This window comes from Altererythrobacter sp. KTW20L, assembly GCF_023501975.1.
In the GTDB taxonomy this organism is placed as follows: Bacteria; Pseudomonadota; Alphaproteobacteria; order Sphingomonadales; family Sphingomonadaceae; genus Alteraurantiacibacter.
This window is the reverse complement of sequence record NZ_JAMFLH010000002.1, coordinates 89675-106191: the sequence shown is the minus strand read 5'-3', so window position 1 is coordinate 106191 and position 16517 is coordinate 89675. Positions and strand designations below refer to the sequence as shown.

Sequence of the window (16517 nt, the reverse complement as noted above, 5' to 3'; positions counted from 1 at the left end):
TTGGGTGGCGGGCGCTTGGCCGCTAACAGGCGCGCCTGTCCTTTTGTCTGCCCGAGCGGAAAACCGAAGTCCGATGTCCGATATCCAATCCATGACCACCGATGCGCTGCAGCGGATCACCGCTGCCACCGACCTTGCCACGCTGGAAACCCTGCGCGTTGAACTGCTGGGCAAGCAAGGCAGCGTGTCCGGCCTGCTCAAGACGCTGGGCGGCATGAGCCCGGAGGAACGGCAGGAGAAGGCGCCTGCGATCCAGGCCTTGCGTCAGGCTGTGGCCGATGCCCTTGCAGACCGGAAGGCCGCGTTCGAGGCGGACGAGCTTGCCCGCCGCCTTGCCACCGAGAAGGCCGACCTGACCCTTCCCGCGCCCGATGCGCCGTGCGGCACGGTCCATCCGGTAAGCCAGGTGATGGACGAACTGGCGGAAATCTTCGCCGACCTCGGCTTTGCTGTCGCCACCGGGCCGGAGATCGAGGACGACTGGTACAATTTCACCGCGCTCAACATGCCCGAAAGCCATCCGGCGCGGGCGATGCATGATACATTCTATTTCCCCGACACCGCCCCCAAGGGAGGGCGGATGCTGCTCCGGACCCATACCAGCCCGGTGCAGGTGCGCACCATGCTGGCTGAAGGCGCGCCGATCCGCATCATCGCGCCGGGCCGGGTCTATCGCAGTGATAGTGACGCCACCCACACGCCGATGTTCCATCAGGTCGAAGGGCTTGTGATCGACAAGGATATCCACCTCGGCCACCTGAAATGGACGCTGGAAACCTTCCTCAAGGCCTTCTTCGAAACTGACGATATCGTGCTGCGCCTGCGCCCGAGCTACTTCCCGTTTACCGAACCGTCCGTGGAAGTGGACGTGGGCTTTGCCATCGAGAACGGCAGGCGTGTCCTGGGCGGCAGCGGCGATGCGCCGGGGCATGGCTGGATGGAGCTGCTGGGCAGCGGCATGGTCAACCGCAAGGTGATCGAAATGTCGGGCCTCGACCCTGATGAATGGCAGGGCTTCGCTTTCGGCGTGGGCGTCGATCGCCTCGCCATGCTGAAGTACGGCATGGATGACCTGCGCGCCTTCTTCGATGGCGACGTGCGGTGGCTACAGCATTACGGCTTCTCGGCCTACGACCAGCCGACGCTTTCCGCCGGTGTAGGAGCGCGGCCATGAAGTTCTCGCTCGAATGGCTGCGCTATTTCCTCGACACAGAGACAAGCGTGGCGGAAATCTCGGCCAGGCTGAACGCCATCGGCCTCGAAGTGGAGGGGATCGAGGATCCGGCTGACAGGCTGGCCGGCTTCCGCGTGGCCCATGTGCTGACCGCCAAACCCCACCCCGATGCCGACAAGCTGCAAGTGCTGACCGTCGATACCGGCGAGGGCGATCCCTTGCAGGTGGTCTGCGGAGCGCCAAATGCCCGCGCGGGCATGAAGGGCGTGCTCGGCACCGCCGGCGCGGTGGTCCCGGCCAACGGCATGTTGCTGAAGAAGAGCGCCATCCGCGGCCAGGAATCGAACGGCATGATGTGCTCGACCCGCGAGCTGGAGCTGGGTGACGATCATGAAGGCATCATCGAACTGCCCGCCGATGCGCCGGTGGGCACCCCCTTTGCCCAATACCACGGCACCAGCCCGGTGTTCGATGTGGCGATCACCCCCAACCGGCCCGATTGCATGGGCGTCTACGGCATTGCCCGCGATCTCGCGGCGGCTGGGCTGGGCACGCTGAAGCCGCTGCGCGATGACCGGATCGAGGGCAATTTCCCCTGTCCCGTCGAAATCCGCACCGACGATCCCGAGGGCTGCCCGGCGTTCTATGGCCGGGTGATCAAGGGCGTGACCAATGGCGTTTCGCCCGACTGGATGCAGGCGCGGCTCAAGGCGGCTGGGCAACGGCCGATCAGCGCGCTGGTGGACATCACCAATTACATGATGCTCGCCTTCGGGCGTCCGGCACACGTCTATGACCTCGCCAAGCTCAGCGGGCCAGTCGCCGCCCGCCGCGCACGCGATGGCGAGCAGGTGCTAGCGTTGAACGAGAAGACCTACATCCTTGATTCCACGATGACCGTGATCGCTGATGACAATGGCGTCCACGACATCGCCGGGATCATGGGCGGGGAGCATTCCAGCGTCCAGCCGGGCACGACCGACGTGCTGCTCGAAATCGCCTACTTCAACCCCGAGACCATCGGCGTGACCGGCCGCAAGCTGGGCCTTGCCACCGATGCCCGGACGCGGTTCGAGCGCGGGGTCGATCCGGCCTGGCTCGAGGGCGGGCTCGACGGCCTGACCAGCCTGATCCAGCGCATCTGCGGCGGCGAGGCGAGCCATGTAGTTCGTGCAGGCAGCCCGCCAGCCAAGGCCAAGGTGGTGTCATACGACCCCGAATTGACGCAGAAGCTGGGCGGGGTGGCCGTGAGCGAGGCTGAACAGCGTCGCGTCCTGATAGCGCTCGATTTCGCCGTCTCTGACGATTGGCAGGTCACTGTTCCGCTGCGGCGCCACGACATCGAAGGCGCGGCTGACATCGTGGAGGAAGTCGTCCGCATCCACGGGCTGAACCATGTGGCCAGCGTTCCATTGACCGGGAATGTCGGCGTGGCGCGGCCCACGGCCACTGCGGCGCAGGTGCTGGAGCGGCGCTTGCGGCGTGCGGCGGCCGGGCGCGGATTAAACGAGGCGGTGACCTGGTCCTTCCTCCCGGTTTCCCAGGCCGAGCACTTTGCATCAGGCCCCCTCTGGGTGCTCGACAACCCGATCAGCGAGGACATGAAGGCCATGCGCCCCTCGCTCATCCCCGGCCTGCTCAGCGCCGCCAAACGCAACCGCGATCGCGGTGCGGCTGGCCTGCGCCTGTTCGAGATCGGCCGCCGCTACCTGCGCGCAGCCGACGGCAGCAGTGACGAGCGGGCAACGCTGGGCGTGGTGCTGGCGGGCGAAAAGACCCCGCGCGGCTGGTCCACAGGCAAGGCGGCGATGTTCCATGCCTTCGATGCCAAGGCCGAAGCCCTTGCCTTGCTGGCCGAAGCTGGCGCGCCGGTCGGGAACCTGATGGTGATGGGGGAGGCAGGCGACCAGTTTCACCCCGGCCAGTCGGCCACCCTGCGGCTCGGCCCCAAGATCGTGCTGGCCCGCTTCGGCGCGCTCCATCCGGCAACCCTGGCGGAGTTCGATATCGACGGGCCGGTGATGGCGGTGGAACTGTTTCTCGACGCGATCCCGCAGCGCAAGGCCGCCGGTTTTGCCCGAATCGCCTATGCACCCGCGGCGCTCCAAGCAGTCAGCCGCGATTTTGCTTTCCTGGTGCCGGCCGACCTCCCCGCCGCCGACCTGCTGCGCGCGGTCAAGGGTGCGGACAAGGCCAGCATCGTTGATGTCCGCCTGTTCGACCTGTTCGCCGGTCAAGGCGTGCCGGAGGGCAAGAAGTCGCTCGCGGTGGAAGTGACGCTACAGCCGGGCGAGAAAAGCTTCACCGATGCGGAACTGAAGGCGATCTCGGACAAGGTTGTCGCGGCTGCGGCGAAACTCGGCGGGGAACTGCGGGGTTAGTCCCCCTCCCGCCTGCGGGAGGGGTTAGGGGTGGGCCTGCTCCTGACGCTGCGATAGTGACAGGCCCACCCCCGGCCCTTCCCGCAAGCGGGAGGGGAGAAGAGAGCAACAATGACTTCCAATCGCCGCACCTTCGCCATCATCTCGCACCCTGACGCGGGCAAGACGACCCTGACTGAAAAGCTGCTGCTGCAAGGTGGCGCGATCCACCTTGCGGGCGAGGTGAAAGCGCGCGGCGCGGCGCGGCGGGCGCGCAGCGACTGGATGAAGATCGAGCAGCAACGCGGCATCTCGGTCACCAGCTCCGTGATGACCTTCGAGCGCGATGGCATTACCTTCAACCTGCTCGACACACCGGGGCACGAGGATTTTTCGGAAGATACCTACCGCACGCTGACCGCGGTCGATTCAGCCGTGATGGTGATCGACGCGGCCAAGGGCATCGAGCCGCAGACCCGCAAGCTGTTCGAGGTCTGCCGCCTGCGCTCTGTGCCGATCATCACTTTCGTCAACAAGGTGGACCGCGAAGGCCGCCCGGTGTTCGAACTGCTCGACGAGATTGCCGACATGCTGGCGCTCGATGTCAGCCCGCAGGCCTATCCCATCGGCATGGGCGGGCAGTTCGAAGGCGTGCTCGATTTCGCCACCGGCAACATCGCCCGGCCTGAAGGGCCCAGCCGCGAATTCCTCGGCAAGGTGGATGAGGGCGCAACAATCCCCGACCAATGGGCGGAGGAGATCGAGCTGGCGCAGATCGGCTATCCCGAATTCGATGCAGAGGCCTACCGCAATGGCGACTTGACGCCGGTCTATTTCGGTTCCGCCCTGAAGAACTTCGGTGTCACCGACCTGATCGACGCCATCGCCCGGCACGCGCCCCCACCGCGACCGCAACCGGCGGGCGAGGTCATGATCGACCCGAGCCGCGACGAGGTGACCGGCTTCATCTTCAAGGTCCAGGCCAACATGGACCCCAATCACCGTGACCGGATCGCTTTCATGCGGCAGGTCTCGGGCACGTTCAAACGCGGCATGAAGCTGGTGCCATCGGGCCTCGGCAAGCCGATCGCCATCCACAGCCCCATCCTGTTCTTCGCGCAGGACCGCGAATTGGCCGATACGGCGGAAGCCGGCGACATCATCGGCATCCCCAACCACGGCACGCTGCGGGTGGGCGATACGCTGAGCGAGAAGAACCAGATCCGCTTCACCGGCCTGCCCAACTTCGCGCCGGAAATCCTGCGCCGGGTGCAGCTGGTCGATCCGACCAAGACCAAGCAGTTGAGGAAAGCGCTGGACGACCTGTCGGAAGAAGGGGTGATCCAGGTGTTCTATCCCGAATTCGGCGCGCAGTGGATTGTCGGCGTGGTCGGACAGCTTCAGTTGGAAGTTCTCGTTTCGCGGCTGGAGGCCGAATACAAGGTCGAGGCCGTGCTCGAAGCCTCGCCCTTTGCCACGGCGCGCTGGCTGAAAGGGTCGGATGCGGCGCAGCAGTCCTTCGCCGAATTCAACCGCAACAACCTGGCGCGCGATCGTGACGGCGACCTGGTGTTCATGGCCCGCAGCCCGTGGGACGTGAACTATGCAGCCGAAAAGAACCCCGACCTGACATTCAGCGCCACCAAGGAGAGGTGACAACTCCTCTGCTCGCCCATAAGTTGGTCCCATGGCCGAATTCTCCGACGAACTGAGCGCTGCGCACCAGGCGATGATCGCTGCCCAGCCGGTGTTCTTCGTTGCCACGGCGGCCGAAGGGGCGCGGATCAACCTCAGCCCCAAGGGGTACGACGCCTTCAGAGTCCTCTCGCCCACCCGCGTCGCCTATTTGGACCTGGGTGGATCGGGCAACGAGACCAATGCCCACTTGCTGGCGGATGGGCGCATCACGCTGATGTTCTGCAATTTCCGCCAGCCTGCACAGATCCTGCGCATCTATGGCCGGGGCGAGCCGGTCCTGCCGTGGGAGCGCGGATGGGATGAGCTCGCCTCCCACTTCACCCTGCTGCCCGGTACCCGCCAGATCTTCGACATCGCGGTAGAGAGTGTCCAGACCAGTTGCGGCTATGGCGTCCCTCTTATGACCCTGGAGGCCGAGCGGCAGACGCTGGTCAAGCTCCATGCCAAGGCCGATCCGCAGGAATGGGCCTACAAGCACCGCAACCGGCGGCAGAGCATCGATGGCCTGCCCACGCGCCAGACGGACCGCTTTATCGCGGGCCAAGCGCCGGAGCCTGCCAAGAGCTAAGCCATGCGCATCACATTCGGCAGCTACAACATCCACAAGGCAGTGGGCATCGACGGTCGGCGCGATGCCGACCGGATCGTGCGCGTGCTGCACGAGATGGATGCCGATGTGGTGGCGCTGCAGGAGGCCGACCTGCGTTTCGGCACCCGCGCCGCCGTGCTGCCGCGCGACATGGTGGTGGAATCGCACTGGCAGATCGTGCCGCTGGTCACTCGTGCAGGTGGCATGGGCTGGCACGGCAACTCCATCCTGGTTCGGCGGGGGATAGACATCATCGATGCCGCGCCCATTACGCTGCCCTCGCTCGAACCGCGCGGCGCGGTCCATGCCCGGCTGTCCAAGGACGGGCAGGAATTCGACGTGGTGGGACTGCATCTCGACCTGTCAGGCCTGCTCAGGCGGCGCCAGATCGAAGCGGTCTGCGACGTGATGAAACTGGGCCAGGGCCCGGCGGTAATCATGGGCGACCTCAACGAATGGTCGCCACGAGGTGGATCCCTGCGCGCCTTTGCCGATGATGCCCATGACTGGACCGTGCTCGAACCCGGCCGATCCTTCCCCGGCCGCCGACCGCTCGCCGCGCTCGACCGGATCGTCCACTCGGCCCATTGGTCCTGCGACAAGGTCGAAGTCCACCACAGCGCCCTGGCCGTCAGCGCATCGGATCACCTCCCGGTACGTGCCGAGCTGGAGATCGATGCCTAGTATTTAGGCAACTGCCCAAGATTCAGGCGGAGCAGAAGGCCCCCCACCCCCGTCATAATCGTTAACGCGCGGTAAACGCCTCGCTGGGGGAAACTGGCACGGTGTTTGCGTTGTAGTTCCCTGGCCGGGAGTGTCTCCGGTAAGCAACAGGGGTCAGTGATGAAATTCATCATCGCCATCATCAAACCGTTCAAGCTCGACGAAGTGCGTGAAGCACTCGGCGCCTTGGGCGTCGCGGGCATGACAGTGTCCGAAGTCAAGGGCTTCGGCCGGCAGAAGGGGCAGACCGAGATTTATCGCGGCGCCGAATATTCGGTGAACATGCTCCCCAAGGTGAAGCTCGAAATCGCTGTCAGCGACGAGCTGATGCCCAAGGTCGTCGAAACCATCCAGGCAACTGCCAGCACGGAAAGCATCGGCGACGGGAAGATCTTCGTCCTCGACCTGATGTCGACCACGCGGATCCGCACCGGCGAAACCGGCGAGACCGCGCTTTGAGCGGCGCTTTCGGACAGAGGGGTAATACTATGATCCGCAAACTGATCTACAGTGCCGGTGCAATCGGTACTTCAATGATGGTCGCCACGGCGGCCTTCGCGCAGGAGGTGGCCGAGGTCGCTCCTGCCGTTCCCAATCCCGGCAATAACGCCTGGATGATGACTGCCACGCTGCTGGTGCTGCTGATGATTCTGCCGGGCCTGGCACTGTTCTATGGCGGCCTGACCCGTTCCAAGAACATGCTCTCCACCATGACGCAGGTAGGCGCCACCGCCTGCCTCGCCATGCTGGTGTGGGTGATGTGGGGCTATTCGCTGGCGTTCGGCGATACCGTTTATGATGGCACGCTTGGCCTGTTCATCAGCGGTGGAAGCTATTTCCTGGCTGGCACCGATGCGAGCAGCACGGCGGCAACCTTCAGCGATGAGGTCATCAGCAAGTATGTCTTCATCAGCTTCCAGATGACCTTCGCCGCGATCACCGCCGCCCTTATCCTGGGTGCGACGGCCGAGCGCATGAAGTTCACCGCGCTGATGATGTTCGTGCCGATCTGGCTGACCATCGTCTATTTCCCGATCGCGCACATGGTGTGGGCGGGTGGTGGCCTGCTGTTCGAAGACGGCGCGCTCGACTTCGCCGGCGGCACCGTGGTGCACATCAATGCCGGTATTTCCGGCCTGGTGCTCGCCTACCTGCTGGGCAAGCGTCGTGGTTACCCGTCGGAACCCATGCCTCCGCACAGCCTGACCATGACCCTGGTGGGCGCTGGCCTGCTGTGGGTGGGTTGGTTCGGCTTCAACGCCGGTTCGGCGCTGGAAGCCGATGGCTTCGCCGGCCTGGCCATGATCAACACCTTCGTCGCGACGGCAGCTGCTGCCCTTGCCTGGATGGTGATGGAAAAGCTGGCCGGTCACAAGGGTTCGGCCCTGGGCTTCGCCTCGGGTATCATCGCCGGTCTCGTGGCGGTAACCCCGGCAGCCGGCAACTCCGGCCCGTTCGGTGCGATCCTGCTCGGCATCCTGTCGTCGATCGTCTGCTACATCTTCGTCGCCAAGATGAAGGCCAAGTTCGGCTACGACGACTCGCTTGACGCTTTCGGCATCCACGGCATCGGCGGCATCGTCGGCGCCATCGGCACGGCGGTGGTCTACCAGCCGTTCCTTGGTGGACCTGGCGATGGATCGACCGCGATGGGTGCACAGCTCTGGATCCAGACCTACAGCGTCCTGGTTACGGTCGCCTGGGCCGGTATCGGCACCCTGATCGCCGGCTACATCGTGAAGCTGACCATCGGGCTGCGTGTCACCGAAGAGGAAGAGGTCAACGGCCTCGATATCTCGGAACACGGCGAGCGCGCCTACAACTGATACCAAGTTTGGCGGAACCGGGACCTTCTCCTTCTCTCCCCCCGGTTCCGCCTCACCACGTTCCTCCTGCGAACGTACAAACTATTGGGCCGGAGCCAGCCGCTCCGGCCCTTTTTTGTTGCCACCCGCAGGGGCAGGCCCATTATAGAGAGAAGCTGCTGTCGGCCTCATGCCGATGGGACGAACACAAAAGGGGTTGGCGATGAAGCTGGTGATCGCGGTGATAAAGCCGTTCAAACTGGAAGAGGTTCGCGAGGCGCTGGCCGCAATCGGCGTGGCCGGGATGACGGCATCGGAAGCCAAGGGCTTCGGCCGCCAGAAGGGCCAGACCGAAATCTATCGCGGAGCCGAATATGCGGTGAACATGCTGCCCAAGGTCCGGCTGGAAATCGCCACCAGCGATGCCCTGGCGCCGCAGGTCGTCGAAACCATCCGCGTCACAGCCAGCACCGACACCATCGGCGATGGCAAGATCTTCGTCCTCGACCTGCCTGAGGTCGTCCGCATCCGCACTGGCGAATCCGGCGAGCTGGCCTTGTAATTCAAAGAATTCCTGCAAGCGCACAACGAATCCGGCTCGCAGGCTTGTGAGTTGCGTCGGCAAAGTGAATTTGGCCATTGCCCGGCAATATGTTGCAATTGTGCAACCATCCAGGCTGATTGTGACAAGCTTTAGCGCGAAAAGTGCCATATTCGACGGCGTTAAGGAACTATTCGGCTGCTGGCCCCTTGAGGGATGAGGGGCAAAAATGACGCTTCATGCCAGCAATTTGGTTGCCCCACATATTACTTGCGGTTGCCACCGGCACACTGTGCATTTATGAAGCACGTCAAAGGTTCAAAGGGGAAATTAATCATGCGAAAAATTGCGCTCTGCCTCGGCGTTGCGGCGGCTGCTATTGCAGCTCCTGCGATGGCACGGGATGGACAGGGTTACTTCGGCGTTGATGTCGGTGCCGTGTTCCCGAATGAGACCAACCTCCGGGTGTTCACGCCCAACGGTCCGGTCGAAGATGCAATCCTGCTGGAAGGCAAAACCGGTTGGGAGCTGGGCGGTCAGCTCGGCTATGACTTCGGCATGATCCGCACCGAAGTCGAAGTGGCTTACAAGGAATGGGATCCCGAGATTCTCTCGACTACCGTTGTTGGTGTGCCCCGTGGCGCCGGTGGGACCTTGGTCACCGGTACCTTCAACGCTGATGGCGAAACCCGCCTGGTAACGGTCATGGCCAACGCCCTGCTCGATTTTGGTGGCGATGACGGTGTCGGCTTCTCGGTCGGCGGTGGCTACGGTCACGTCTGGATGAGCGGTGAGCAGATCATCGGACAGGCGGGCCCGTTCGTCTATGACGATAACGATCACACCTGGGCATGGCAGGCCATTGCCGCCCTGCGCGTCCCGGCGAGCGAGAACTTCGACATCGGCCTGAAGTACAAGTATCTCAACACCAACCAGTTCGATATCCGCGACACCGAAGGCCGCGTCAACCAGTTCAGCCTGGCGACGCACTCGGCACTGATCAGCCTGATCTACAACTTTGGCGGATCGTCGGTTGCTCCGCCGCCCCCGCCGCCTCCGCCGCCGCCTCCTCCGCCCCCTCCTCCGCCCCCTCCGCCTCCGCCTCCGCCTCCGCCGCCGGTCGTGCAGTGCAACCAGGGCCCGTACATCGTGTTCTTCGACTGGGATTCGTCGAACATCACGCCGGAAGCAGCCACGGTGCTTGATTCGGCAGTCACGGCCTATGGCAACTGCGGCACGGCTTCGATCATGCTGGCCGGCCACGCCGACCGCTCGGGCTCGGCGACCTACAACGTCGGCCTGTCGGAACGTCGCAACGCTTCGGTCCAGCAGTACCTGACCGGTCGCGGCATCCCGGCTGCTCGCATCTCGAGCGAAGCCTTCGGTGAAAGCCAGAACCGCGTGCCCACCGCCGACGGTGTCCGCGAGTTGCAGAACCGCCGCGTGGAAGTCACCTACGGTCCCGGTTCGGGCAACTAAGCGACGACCATCTGGTCAAGAAAACAGGGGCCGGGGGGAAACCTCCGGCCCCTTTTTCGTGGTCCTTCGGCGCGCTGCGACCGTGGCCCCGCCTGAACGGAATGATAGAGCGGCGGCGATGCTATCAAAACCGGATCAAGTGGAGGGAGGCAGGCTTCCTCGTGTCCGCGCACGGATCATGTCCGATGTTTCGCGGCTGCCATCGTGGCTCCAGCCAGGTTCGCGCCAAAGATAAGATAGTTTATGCCGCCACGGCGCTTGTCTCACGTCCCGGGCAATAGCTACCCATTCGTGGAACGCCGCGCGCAGGAGGTTGAACGATCCCAGCTGGTGAACCAGCCCGTAGCGGATCGGTACTGCCTCTTCCTCCGGTGCAAAGGTGCCGAACACCCGGTCCCAGACAATGAAGGTGCCGGCATAGTTCCGGTCCAGATAGATCGCGTTGTTCGCGTGGTGGACCCGGTGGTGCGACGGGGTGTTCATCACCGCCTCGAAGCAGCGCGGCATGCGGCCGATCGCCTCGGTATGGATCCAGAACTGGTAGATCAGATTGAGCCCGGCGCAGGTCAGGATCATGGCCGGCTCGAACCCTGCGGCAGCCAGCGGCAATCGGAAAACGAAATTGAGCGCGATGAAGCCCGTCCATGTTTGGCGTAGTGCGGTGGACAGGTTGTAGTGCTGGCTCGAATGGTGATTGACGTGGCTGGCCCACATCCAGCGCACCCGGTGGCTGAAGCGGTGCTGCCAGTAATAGGCCAGGTCATCGAGCACAAAGCAAAGGCCCCATGCCCACCATGCCCAGCCGATCTCGAACAGGGCAAAATCGTGGGCCTGGACCAGCAGGGCGCCTGTCGCACCAGCCGCCAGGGCTCCGGCCACGATCGAGCCAAGCCCGAGGCCGAGTGAGACTGCAGTGTCGCGCACTTCATACGCCCGCGCCCTCTTGCACGCCCGTGCCCAAAGCATTTCAACCAGGATCAGGAGCACGAACAGGGGGATGGCGTATGGCAGGGGATCGAAGCCGCTCATGGGCCGGTCTCCGCAGGCGCGATGGCCCGCGAAACGAGGCTTTCCCAGCTGGCGGCCTCGTCGCCCAGAGCCAGGATCACCCGCATGGCTCCGATTGCGATCGAAAGTTCGCCATCGGTGCGATCCAGCCGGGCTTCCGGGCCGATCTCGCGGGCAATGAAGTGCGCTCCGTGCGGGGCAACCAGCGCAATCCGTCCGAGCGTGTCGCCGACCAGCGCGGCCCCGCCATCGCGATCAAGGACCAGCCTGTTTGGCGTGAACCCGCGCAGCTCCCCGGCCAGGGCAAGCGCTTCGTCCGGTCCTTCAAGGCTCTGCCGCCCGCCGAACCCGAGCCAGGCCGATAGTCCGATCAGCGCCAACACTGCCACGCCTGCACCAAACAGGGGCAGCAGGCCGTCCACCGGCTCAGCCCGCAGGCTTGGCCTGCGCCGCATAGTGGTGCAGCGCCGGGGCGATAGGCGATAAGTCATAGCCTGCGGCAGCCGCAGCAGCAGCGAGATCTTCCACACTGGCGCCCCTGCTGGCCCGGGCGAGGGCCCACAGCAGGGTGGAGCGGGTGCCGGAGCGGCAGTAGGCCAGCACCGGCCCGGGAGCCGTTTCCAGCACTTCGGCCATCCGGTCCACCTGGTCCTGGTTGAAGCCGCTATGGCTGATGGGGATGGCGCAATAGGCCATGCCGTGCGAACGGGCGACTTCGGCAATTGTCTCGCCGTCGGTCTGGTCCCCGCTTTCGCCTTCGGGGCGATTGTTGACGATCAGCGAGAAGCCCTGGGCACCCGCAAGCTCCACGTCCTCGACCGTGATCTGCGGGCTGGCCCAGACCGCATCGGACAATTGCCTGAAATCGCTCATTTCGCTCTCTCCACCGGTTCCATCTTATCCTGCAGCACGCTTCGAGGCGACCCTGCACAACAATTGGCAAGCGGCCAAGACCCTTCGCAAGGTAGGCGGCCAAACCGCTCCGGCTATCGATTCTTAAATCGTTCGCCACCTGTGAAAATCTAGGATATAGGGGAGGGCACGAAGTGGTGGGCAGGACCTTCGCTTCCACTCGGCCGGATTGCGTCCGGGCCGCCGGGTGAACGACAAGGGCGGAATTGAAGGTTTATCGAATACATGGGTTACGACAGAGGTCGTCGCGGCCGGGGGCGCGACAAGCGGGATGGTTTCGGGGAAGAGGCGTTCGACCCGTTCGGTGGCGGCACTCCGCCATCGTTTGGCGACAATGACTGGCGCGGCGGCGGAGGCGGTGGTGATCGCTTCGGCGGCGGCGGCGGCGGCGGCGGAGATCGCTACAGCGGCGGTGGTTCGCGCGGCGGCTCGGGCGGCGGTGGCGGCGGTTTCGCCAGCCGTGGTCCCGGCGGCGGCGATGGCGCTCCCCGCGGCGGCGGCATGCCGGCCCAGGTAGTCGGCACCGGCAAGGGCAAGGTAAAATTCTTCAACGCTGCCAAGGGTTTCGGTTTCATCCAGCGCGATGAAGGCGGCGAGGACGTGTTCGTTCACATCAGCCAGGTGGAACGCGCAGGTCTTGCCGCGCTGGCCGAAGGTCAGGAGCTGCAGTTCAACCTGGTGGATCGCGGCGGCAAGGTTTCCGCAGCCGATCTGCAGGTGGTGGGCGATGTCATCGCTGCGCCCGAACGCGCCGCTCCGCAGCGTGAACTGACGGGCGAAAAGGCTGTCGGCACGGTCAAGTTCTTCAACGCGATGAAAGGCTTCGGCTTCATCACCCGCGATGATGGCAAGGAAGATGCTTTCGTGCACATCAGCGCGGTCGAACGCTCGGGCCTTCCCGGCATCCAGGAAGGCGATCGTTTCGAATTCGACCTGGAAGTTGACCGACGAGGCAAGCACTCGGCTGTCAACCTGGCACCTGTCCGCGACTGATTCGCAGGCTGGTATGGGGCTGGCGGCCGGGTTTGACCGGCCGCTGCCTCCATCCTACACGATGGACATCACGCGGCGGCCAATCGGCCGCCACTTGTCGTTTCAGAATTGAATTCGAGGATTTCAACCATGTCCATCACCCCGCTAATGCCGGTCTATCCCCGGTGCGGCGTCCGGCCCGTCAAGGGCGAGCATTGCCACCTGATCACCGAGGACGGCACCCGCTACCTCGATTTTGCCTCGGGTATCGCGGTAAACCTGCTTGGCCATTCGCACGAAGGTCTGATCGGCGCGATCCAGCGCCAGGCCGCAACGCTGATGCACGTGTCCAACCTCTATGGCAGCCCGCAGGGTGAGGAACTGGCGCAGCGGCTGGTCGATGCCAGCTTCGCCGACACGGTGTTCTTTACCAACTCCGGTGCCGAAGCGGTCGAGGCCGCGATCAAGACGGCGCGCGCTTATCACCAGGCCGGTGGCGACACCACGCGGTACGAATTGATCACGTTCAACAATGCCTTTCACGGGCGCACTCTGGCCACGATTAGCGCGTCGAGCCAGGAAAAGATGCACAAGGGTTTTGCCCCGCTGCTGCCCGGCTTCCGCTATGTCGAATTCAACGATCTCGAGGCCGTGAAGGCCGCGATCGGCCCGCAGACCGCTGGCTTCCTCGTAGAGCCGATCCAGGGTGAGGGGGGCATCCGCGTCGGTACGCCAGAATTCATCGGCGGCCTGCGCGCACTGGCAGACGAACATGACCTGATGCTGGCGTTTGACGAAGTTCAGTGCGGCGTAGCACGGACCGGCACTTTCTATGCCTACGAGCAATACGGCATGGAGCCGGACATCCTCGCCACGGCCAAGGGCATCGGTGGCGGCTTCCCGCTCGGCGCCTGTCTTGCCACCCAAAAGGCTGCGCGCGGCATGACTTTCGGTACCCACGGATCGACCTATGGTGGCAACCCGCTGGCCATGGCGGCAGGCACGGCGGTCATGGATGCCGTGGCCAATCCCGCATTCTTGGCCGAAGTGCGCGACAAGGGTGATCGGTTGCGGTCGCGGCTGGAACAGTTCATCGGCAACTATCCGGAACTGTTCGACAGCGTGCGCGGTATGGGGCTGATGCTGGGCCTGAAAATGAAGAGCGAGCCGCGCCCGTTCATGGTCCACCTGCGCGATAACCATCAGTTACTGACCGTGGCGGCGGGTGACGAGACACTGCGGATCCTGCCTCCGCTGGTCATTGGCGATGCCGAGATCGACGAGTTCTTCGAGAAGCTGTCGGCTGCTGCAGCCGATTACCAGCCGCCCGCAGCAGGATGATGGCGATGCGGCATTTCCTCGACCTGGCCGATGCCGGCGGTGACGATATCGCCGCCATGATCGGCGATGCGATTGATCGCAAGAAGGCGCGAGCGGGCTGGCCCAAGGGCAAGGCCGATGCCGATGCGCCGCTGGCCGGACGCGTGCTGGCAATGGTGTTCGAGAAGAATTCGACCCGCACCCGGGTGAGCTTCGACATCGCCATCCGCCAGCTTGGCGGCTCGCCGCTCGTGCTCGATTCAGGCACCTCGCAACTGGGCCGCGGCGAATCGGTGGCAGATACGGCGCGGGTTCTGGGCCGCATGGTCGATGCGATCATGGTGCGGACCGACGATCACGCCAAGGTGGAGGAAATGGCGCGCCATGCCGGGGTGCCGGTCATCAACGGCCTGACTGACATGTCGCACCCGTGCCAGATCATGGCGGACCTGCTCACCATTATCGAACACGGCAAACCCCTGCCCGGATTGCAGCTGGCCTGGCTGGGCGATTGCAACAACGTGATGAATTCGCTGGTCGAAGCAGCCGGGCTGATGAAGTTCGATATGCGCATCGGCACCCCGCAGGGCTATGTGCCCGAAGCGCGCTATCTGGTTGGCGCGCGCGCTGCAGGGTCGGCGATCACGGTCACGCAGGATGCTGCCGAGGCGGCAGCGGGGGCGGACGTTGTTGTCACTGACACCTGGATTTCGATGGGCCAGGCCCACGCCGACGAAAAGCTGGCAGAGCTTGCGCCATTCCAAGTCAATGCTGCACTTATGGCGCAGGCGAAGCCCGATGCCAAGTTCCTCCACTGCCTGCCCGCTCATGTCGGTGAGGAAGTTTCGGAAGAGGTGTTCGAAGGCCCGCAATCGGTCGTGTTTGACGAGGCGGAAAACCGCCTACACGCCCAGAAGTCCGTCTTGTTGTGGTGTTTCGGCCTGCTGGGATCGACCCCGGCGGGTTAACTTCCCGCTTTGGCTGCCTATATCGCGCCTCATGGCCCAGCAGCATCCCGACTCGCCCGAAACGAACTTCGACCGGATCCTCGGTTTCACCATCCCGGCGCGCGATTGTCGTGGACGGATGGTGCGGCTCGGCCCGGTGCTCGACGATATCCTCGCCGCGCACGATTATCCCCCTGCGATCAAGCACGTCCTGGCCGAAGCGCTGGTCCTCGCCGCGTTGATGGGTGGGCTGCTGAAAGAACGGGATGACCAGCTTACCATCCAGGCCCAGTCTGAAGGCGGGGTGATCTCTCTGCTGGTCTGCGATTACCGGAATGGCGAATTGCGCGGCTATCTGAGCCACGACCCCGCAGAGTTCGACCGGCTTGGGGCTGACCCGTCACTGGCCGATCTGTTCGGCCAGGGGTATCTGGCGATCACCTTCGACATCCCGACCAGCGACCAGCGGTACCAGGGCCTTGTTCCGCTCGAAGGCGCGTCGCTGACCCACGCGGTAGAAGCCTATTTCGCCCAGAGCGAGCAGGTTCCGACCCTGATCCGCACCGCCGTTAGGTCGGGCGCAGGCGGGTGCGTGGCCGGCGGGATGCTGATCCAGCACTTGCCCGACGGCGAGGAAGGGCGCGAAAGACTGCATGTCCGCTTTGACGAACCCGAGTGGGAGCATATCAGCATTCTTGGCGCTTCTCTTCGCCCCGAAGAAATATTCGAACAGTCTTTGTCACTGGAGCAACTTGTCTGGCGGCTCTATCACGAGGAACCGGAAGTAAGGGTGGTCCAGGGGGAACACCTGACCAAGGGGTGCCGTTGCAGTGTCCTGCATTTCGAACAGGTACTGGCGCGGTTCCCCAAGGACGAGCGGCGCGATATGGCCGATGAGAACGGTGTGATCGTGGTCGATTGCGCGTTCTGCTCGAGGAAATTCCCCATCCTGGATTGATGTGCTTCATCGGCTCGTCGCACGTGCAGGG

At 64.0% G+C, this 16517-nt stretch carries 16 protein-coding genes; 13 read left to right on the top strand and 3 right to left on the bottom strand.

Annotated features, from left to right (window positions below):
• Positions 1-73: 73 nt before the first annotated feature.
• The 9 genes from pheS (at position 74) to M3P36_RS02005 (ending at position 10369) form a co-directional block, all read left to right on the top strand.
• Positions 74-1174, top strand: a complete 1101-nt coding sequence (gene pheS, locus M3P36_RS02045; protein ID WP_249699681.1) for a phenylalanine--tRNA ligase subunit alpha — start codon at positions 74-76, stop codon at positions 1172-1174.
• Complete coding sequence (gene pheT / locus M3P36_RS02040; protein ID WP_249699672.1) at positions 1171-3555, top strand: phenylalanine--tRNA ligase subunit beta; 2385 nt, start codon at positions 1171-1173, stop codon at positions 3553-3555. Before pheS ends, pheT begins: the two co-directional genes overlap by 4 nt.
• A gap of 111 nt (positions 3556-3666) precedes the next feature.
• Positions 3667-5190, top strand: coding sequence for a peptide chain release factor 3 (locus M3P36_RS02035; RefSeq protein WP_249699662.1), 1524 nt, complete (start codon positions 3667-3669; stop codon positions 5188-5190).
• Positions 5191-5221: 31 nt separating this feature from the next.
• Positions 5222-5800 carry a pyridoxamine 5'-phosphate oxidase family protein gene (locus M3P36_RS02030; protein ID WP_249699653.1) on the top strand — a complete coding sequence of 193 codons (579 nt, stop codon included), beginning with the start codon at positions 5222-5224 and terminating at the stop codon, positions 5798-5800.
• Between the two features lie 3 nt (positions 5801-5803).
• Complete coding sequence (locus M3P36_RS02025) at positions 5804-6505, top strand: endonuclease/exonuclease/phosphatase family protein (RefSeq protein WP_249699651.1); 702 nt, start codon at positions 5804-5806, stop codon at positions 6503-6505.
• A 159-nt stretch (positions 6506-6664) separates the two neighbouring features.
• Entirely contained in the window at positions 6665-7003 is a 339-nt protein-coding gene (locus M3P36_RS02020) for a P-II family nitrogen regulator (protein ID WP_249699641.1), read from the top strand.
• 29 nt (positions 7004-7032) lie between these two features.
• A complete protein-coding gene (locus tag M3P36_RS02015; RefSeq protein WP_249699639.1) occupies positions 7033-8370 on the top strand; it encodes an ammonium transporter in 1338 nt (445 codons plus the stop codon).
• A 202-nt stretch (positions 8371-8572) separates the two neighbouring features.
• Entirely contained in the window at positions 8573-8911 is a 339-nt protein-coding gene (locus M3P36_RS02010) for a P-II family nitrogen regulator (RefSeq protein WP_249699636.1), read from the top strand.
• A 279-nt stretch (positions 8912-9190) separates the two neighbouring features.
• Positions 9191-10369 (top strand): OmpA family protein, encoded by a 1179-nt coding sequence (locus tag M3P36_RS02005; protein ID WP_349630533.1) that lies wholly within the window; start codon positions 9191-9193, stop codon positions 10367-10369.
• A 135-nt stretch (positions 10370-10504) separates the two neighbouring features.
• Here the strand turns inward: M3P36_RS02005 and M3P36_RS02000 are convergent, their stop codons facing one another.
• Genes M3P36_RS02000 through M3P36_RS01990 form a run of 3 tightly spaced genes read right to left on the bottom strand, consistent with a single transcriptional unit; the run spans position 10505 to position 12250 of the window.
• Positions 10505-11398: a sterol desaturase family protein gene (locus M3P36_RS02000; RefSeq protein ID WP_249699632.1), complete on the bottom strand. Its 894-nt coding sequence runs from the start codon at positions 11396-11398 to the stop codon at positions 10505-10507.
• Complete coding sequence (locus M3P36_RS01995; protein WP_249699629.1) at positions 11395-11832, bottom strand: hypothetical protein; 438 nt, start codon at positions 11830-11832, stop codon at positions 11395-11397. The genes M3P36_RS02000 and M3P36_RS01995 overlap by 4 nt, the downstream gene beginning before the upstream one ends.
• Positions 11804-12250 carry a protein tyrosine phosphatase family protein gene (locus tag M3P36_RS01990; RefSeq protein WP_249699627.1) on the bottom strand — a complete coding sequence of 149 codons (447 nt, stop codon included), beginning with the start codon at positions 12248-12250 and terminating at the stop codon, positions 11804-11806. Before M3P36_RS01990 ends, M3P36_RS01995 begins: the two co-directional genes overlap by 29 nt.
• Positions 12251-12514: 264 nt before the next feature.
• Here M3P36_RS01990 and M3P36_RS15120 point away from each other — a divergent pair, with 264 nt between their 5' ends.
• From M3P36_RS15120 to hslO, 4 genes are all read left to right on the top strand, one after another.
• Positions 12515-13282, top strand: coding sequence for a cold-shock protein (locus M3P36_RS15120; RefSeq protein ID WP_283773295.1), 768 nt, complete (start codon positions 12515-12517; stop codon positions 13280-13282).
• Positions 13283-13411: 129 nt separating this feature from the next.
• Entirely contained in the window at positions 13412-14602 is a 1191-nt protein-coding gene (locus M3P36_RS01975; protein ID WP_249699616.1) for an aspartate aminotransferase family protein, read from the top strand.
• 5 nt (positions 14603-14607) lie between these two features.
• Complete coding sequence (argF, locus tag M3P36_RS01970) at positions 14608-15549, top strand: ornithine carbamoyltransferase (RefSeq protein WP_249699612.1); 942 nt, start codon at positions 14608-14610, stop codon at positions 15547-15549.
• Positions 15550-15580: 31 nt separating this feature from the next.
• On the top strand, positions 15581-16486 hold the full coding sequence (gene hslO / locus M3P36_RS01965) for an Hsp33 family molecular chaperone HslO (protein WP_249699600.1): 906 nt from the start codon (positions 15581-15583) through the stop codon (positions 16484-16486).
• The last annotated feature ends 31 nt before the right edge of the window (positions 16487-16517 follow it).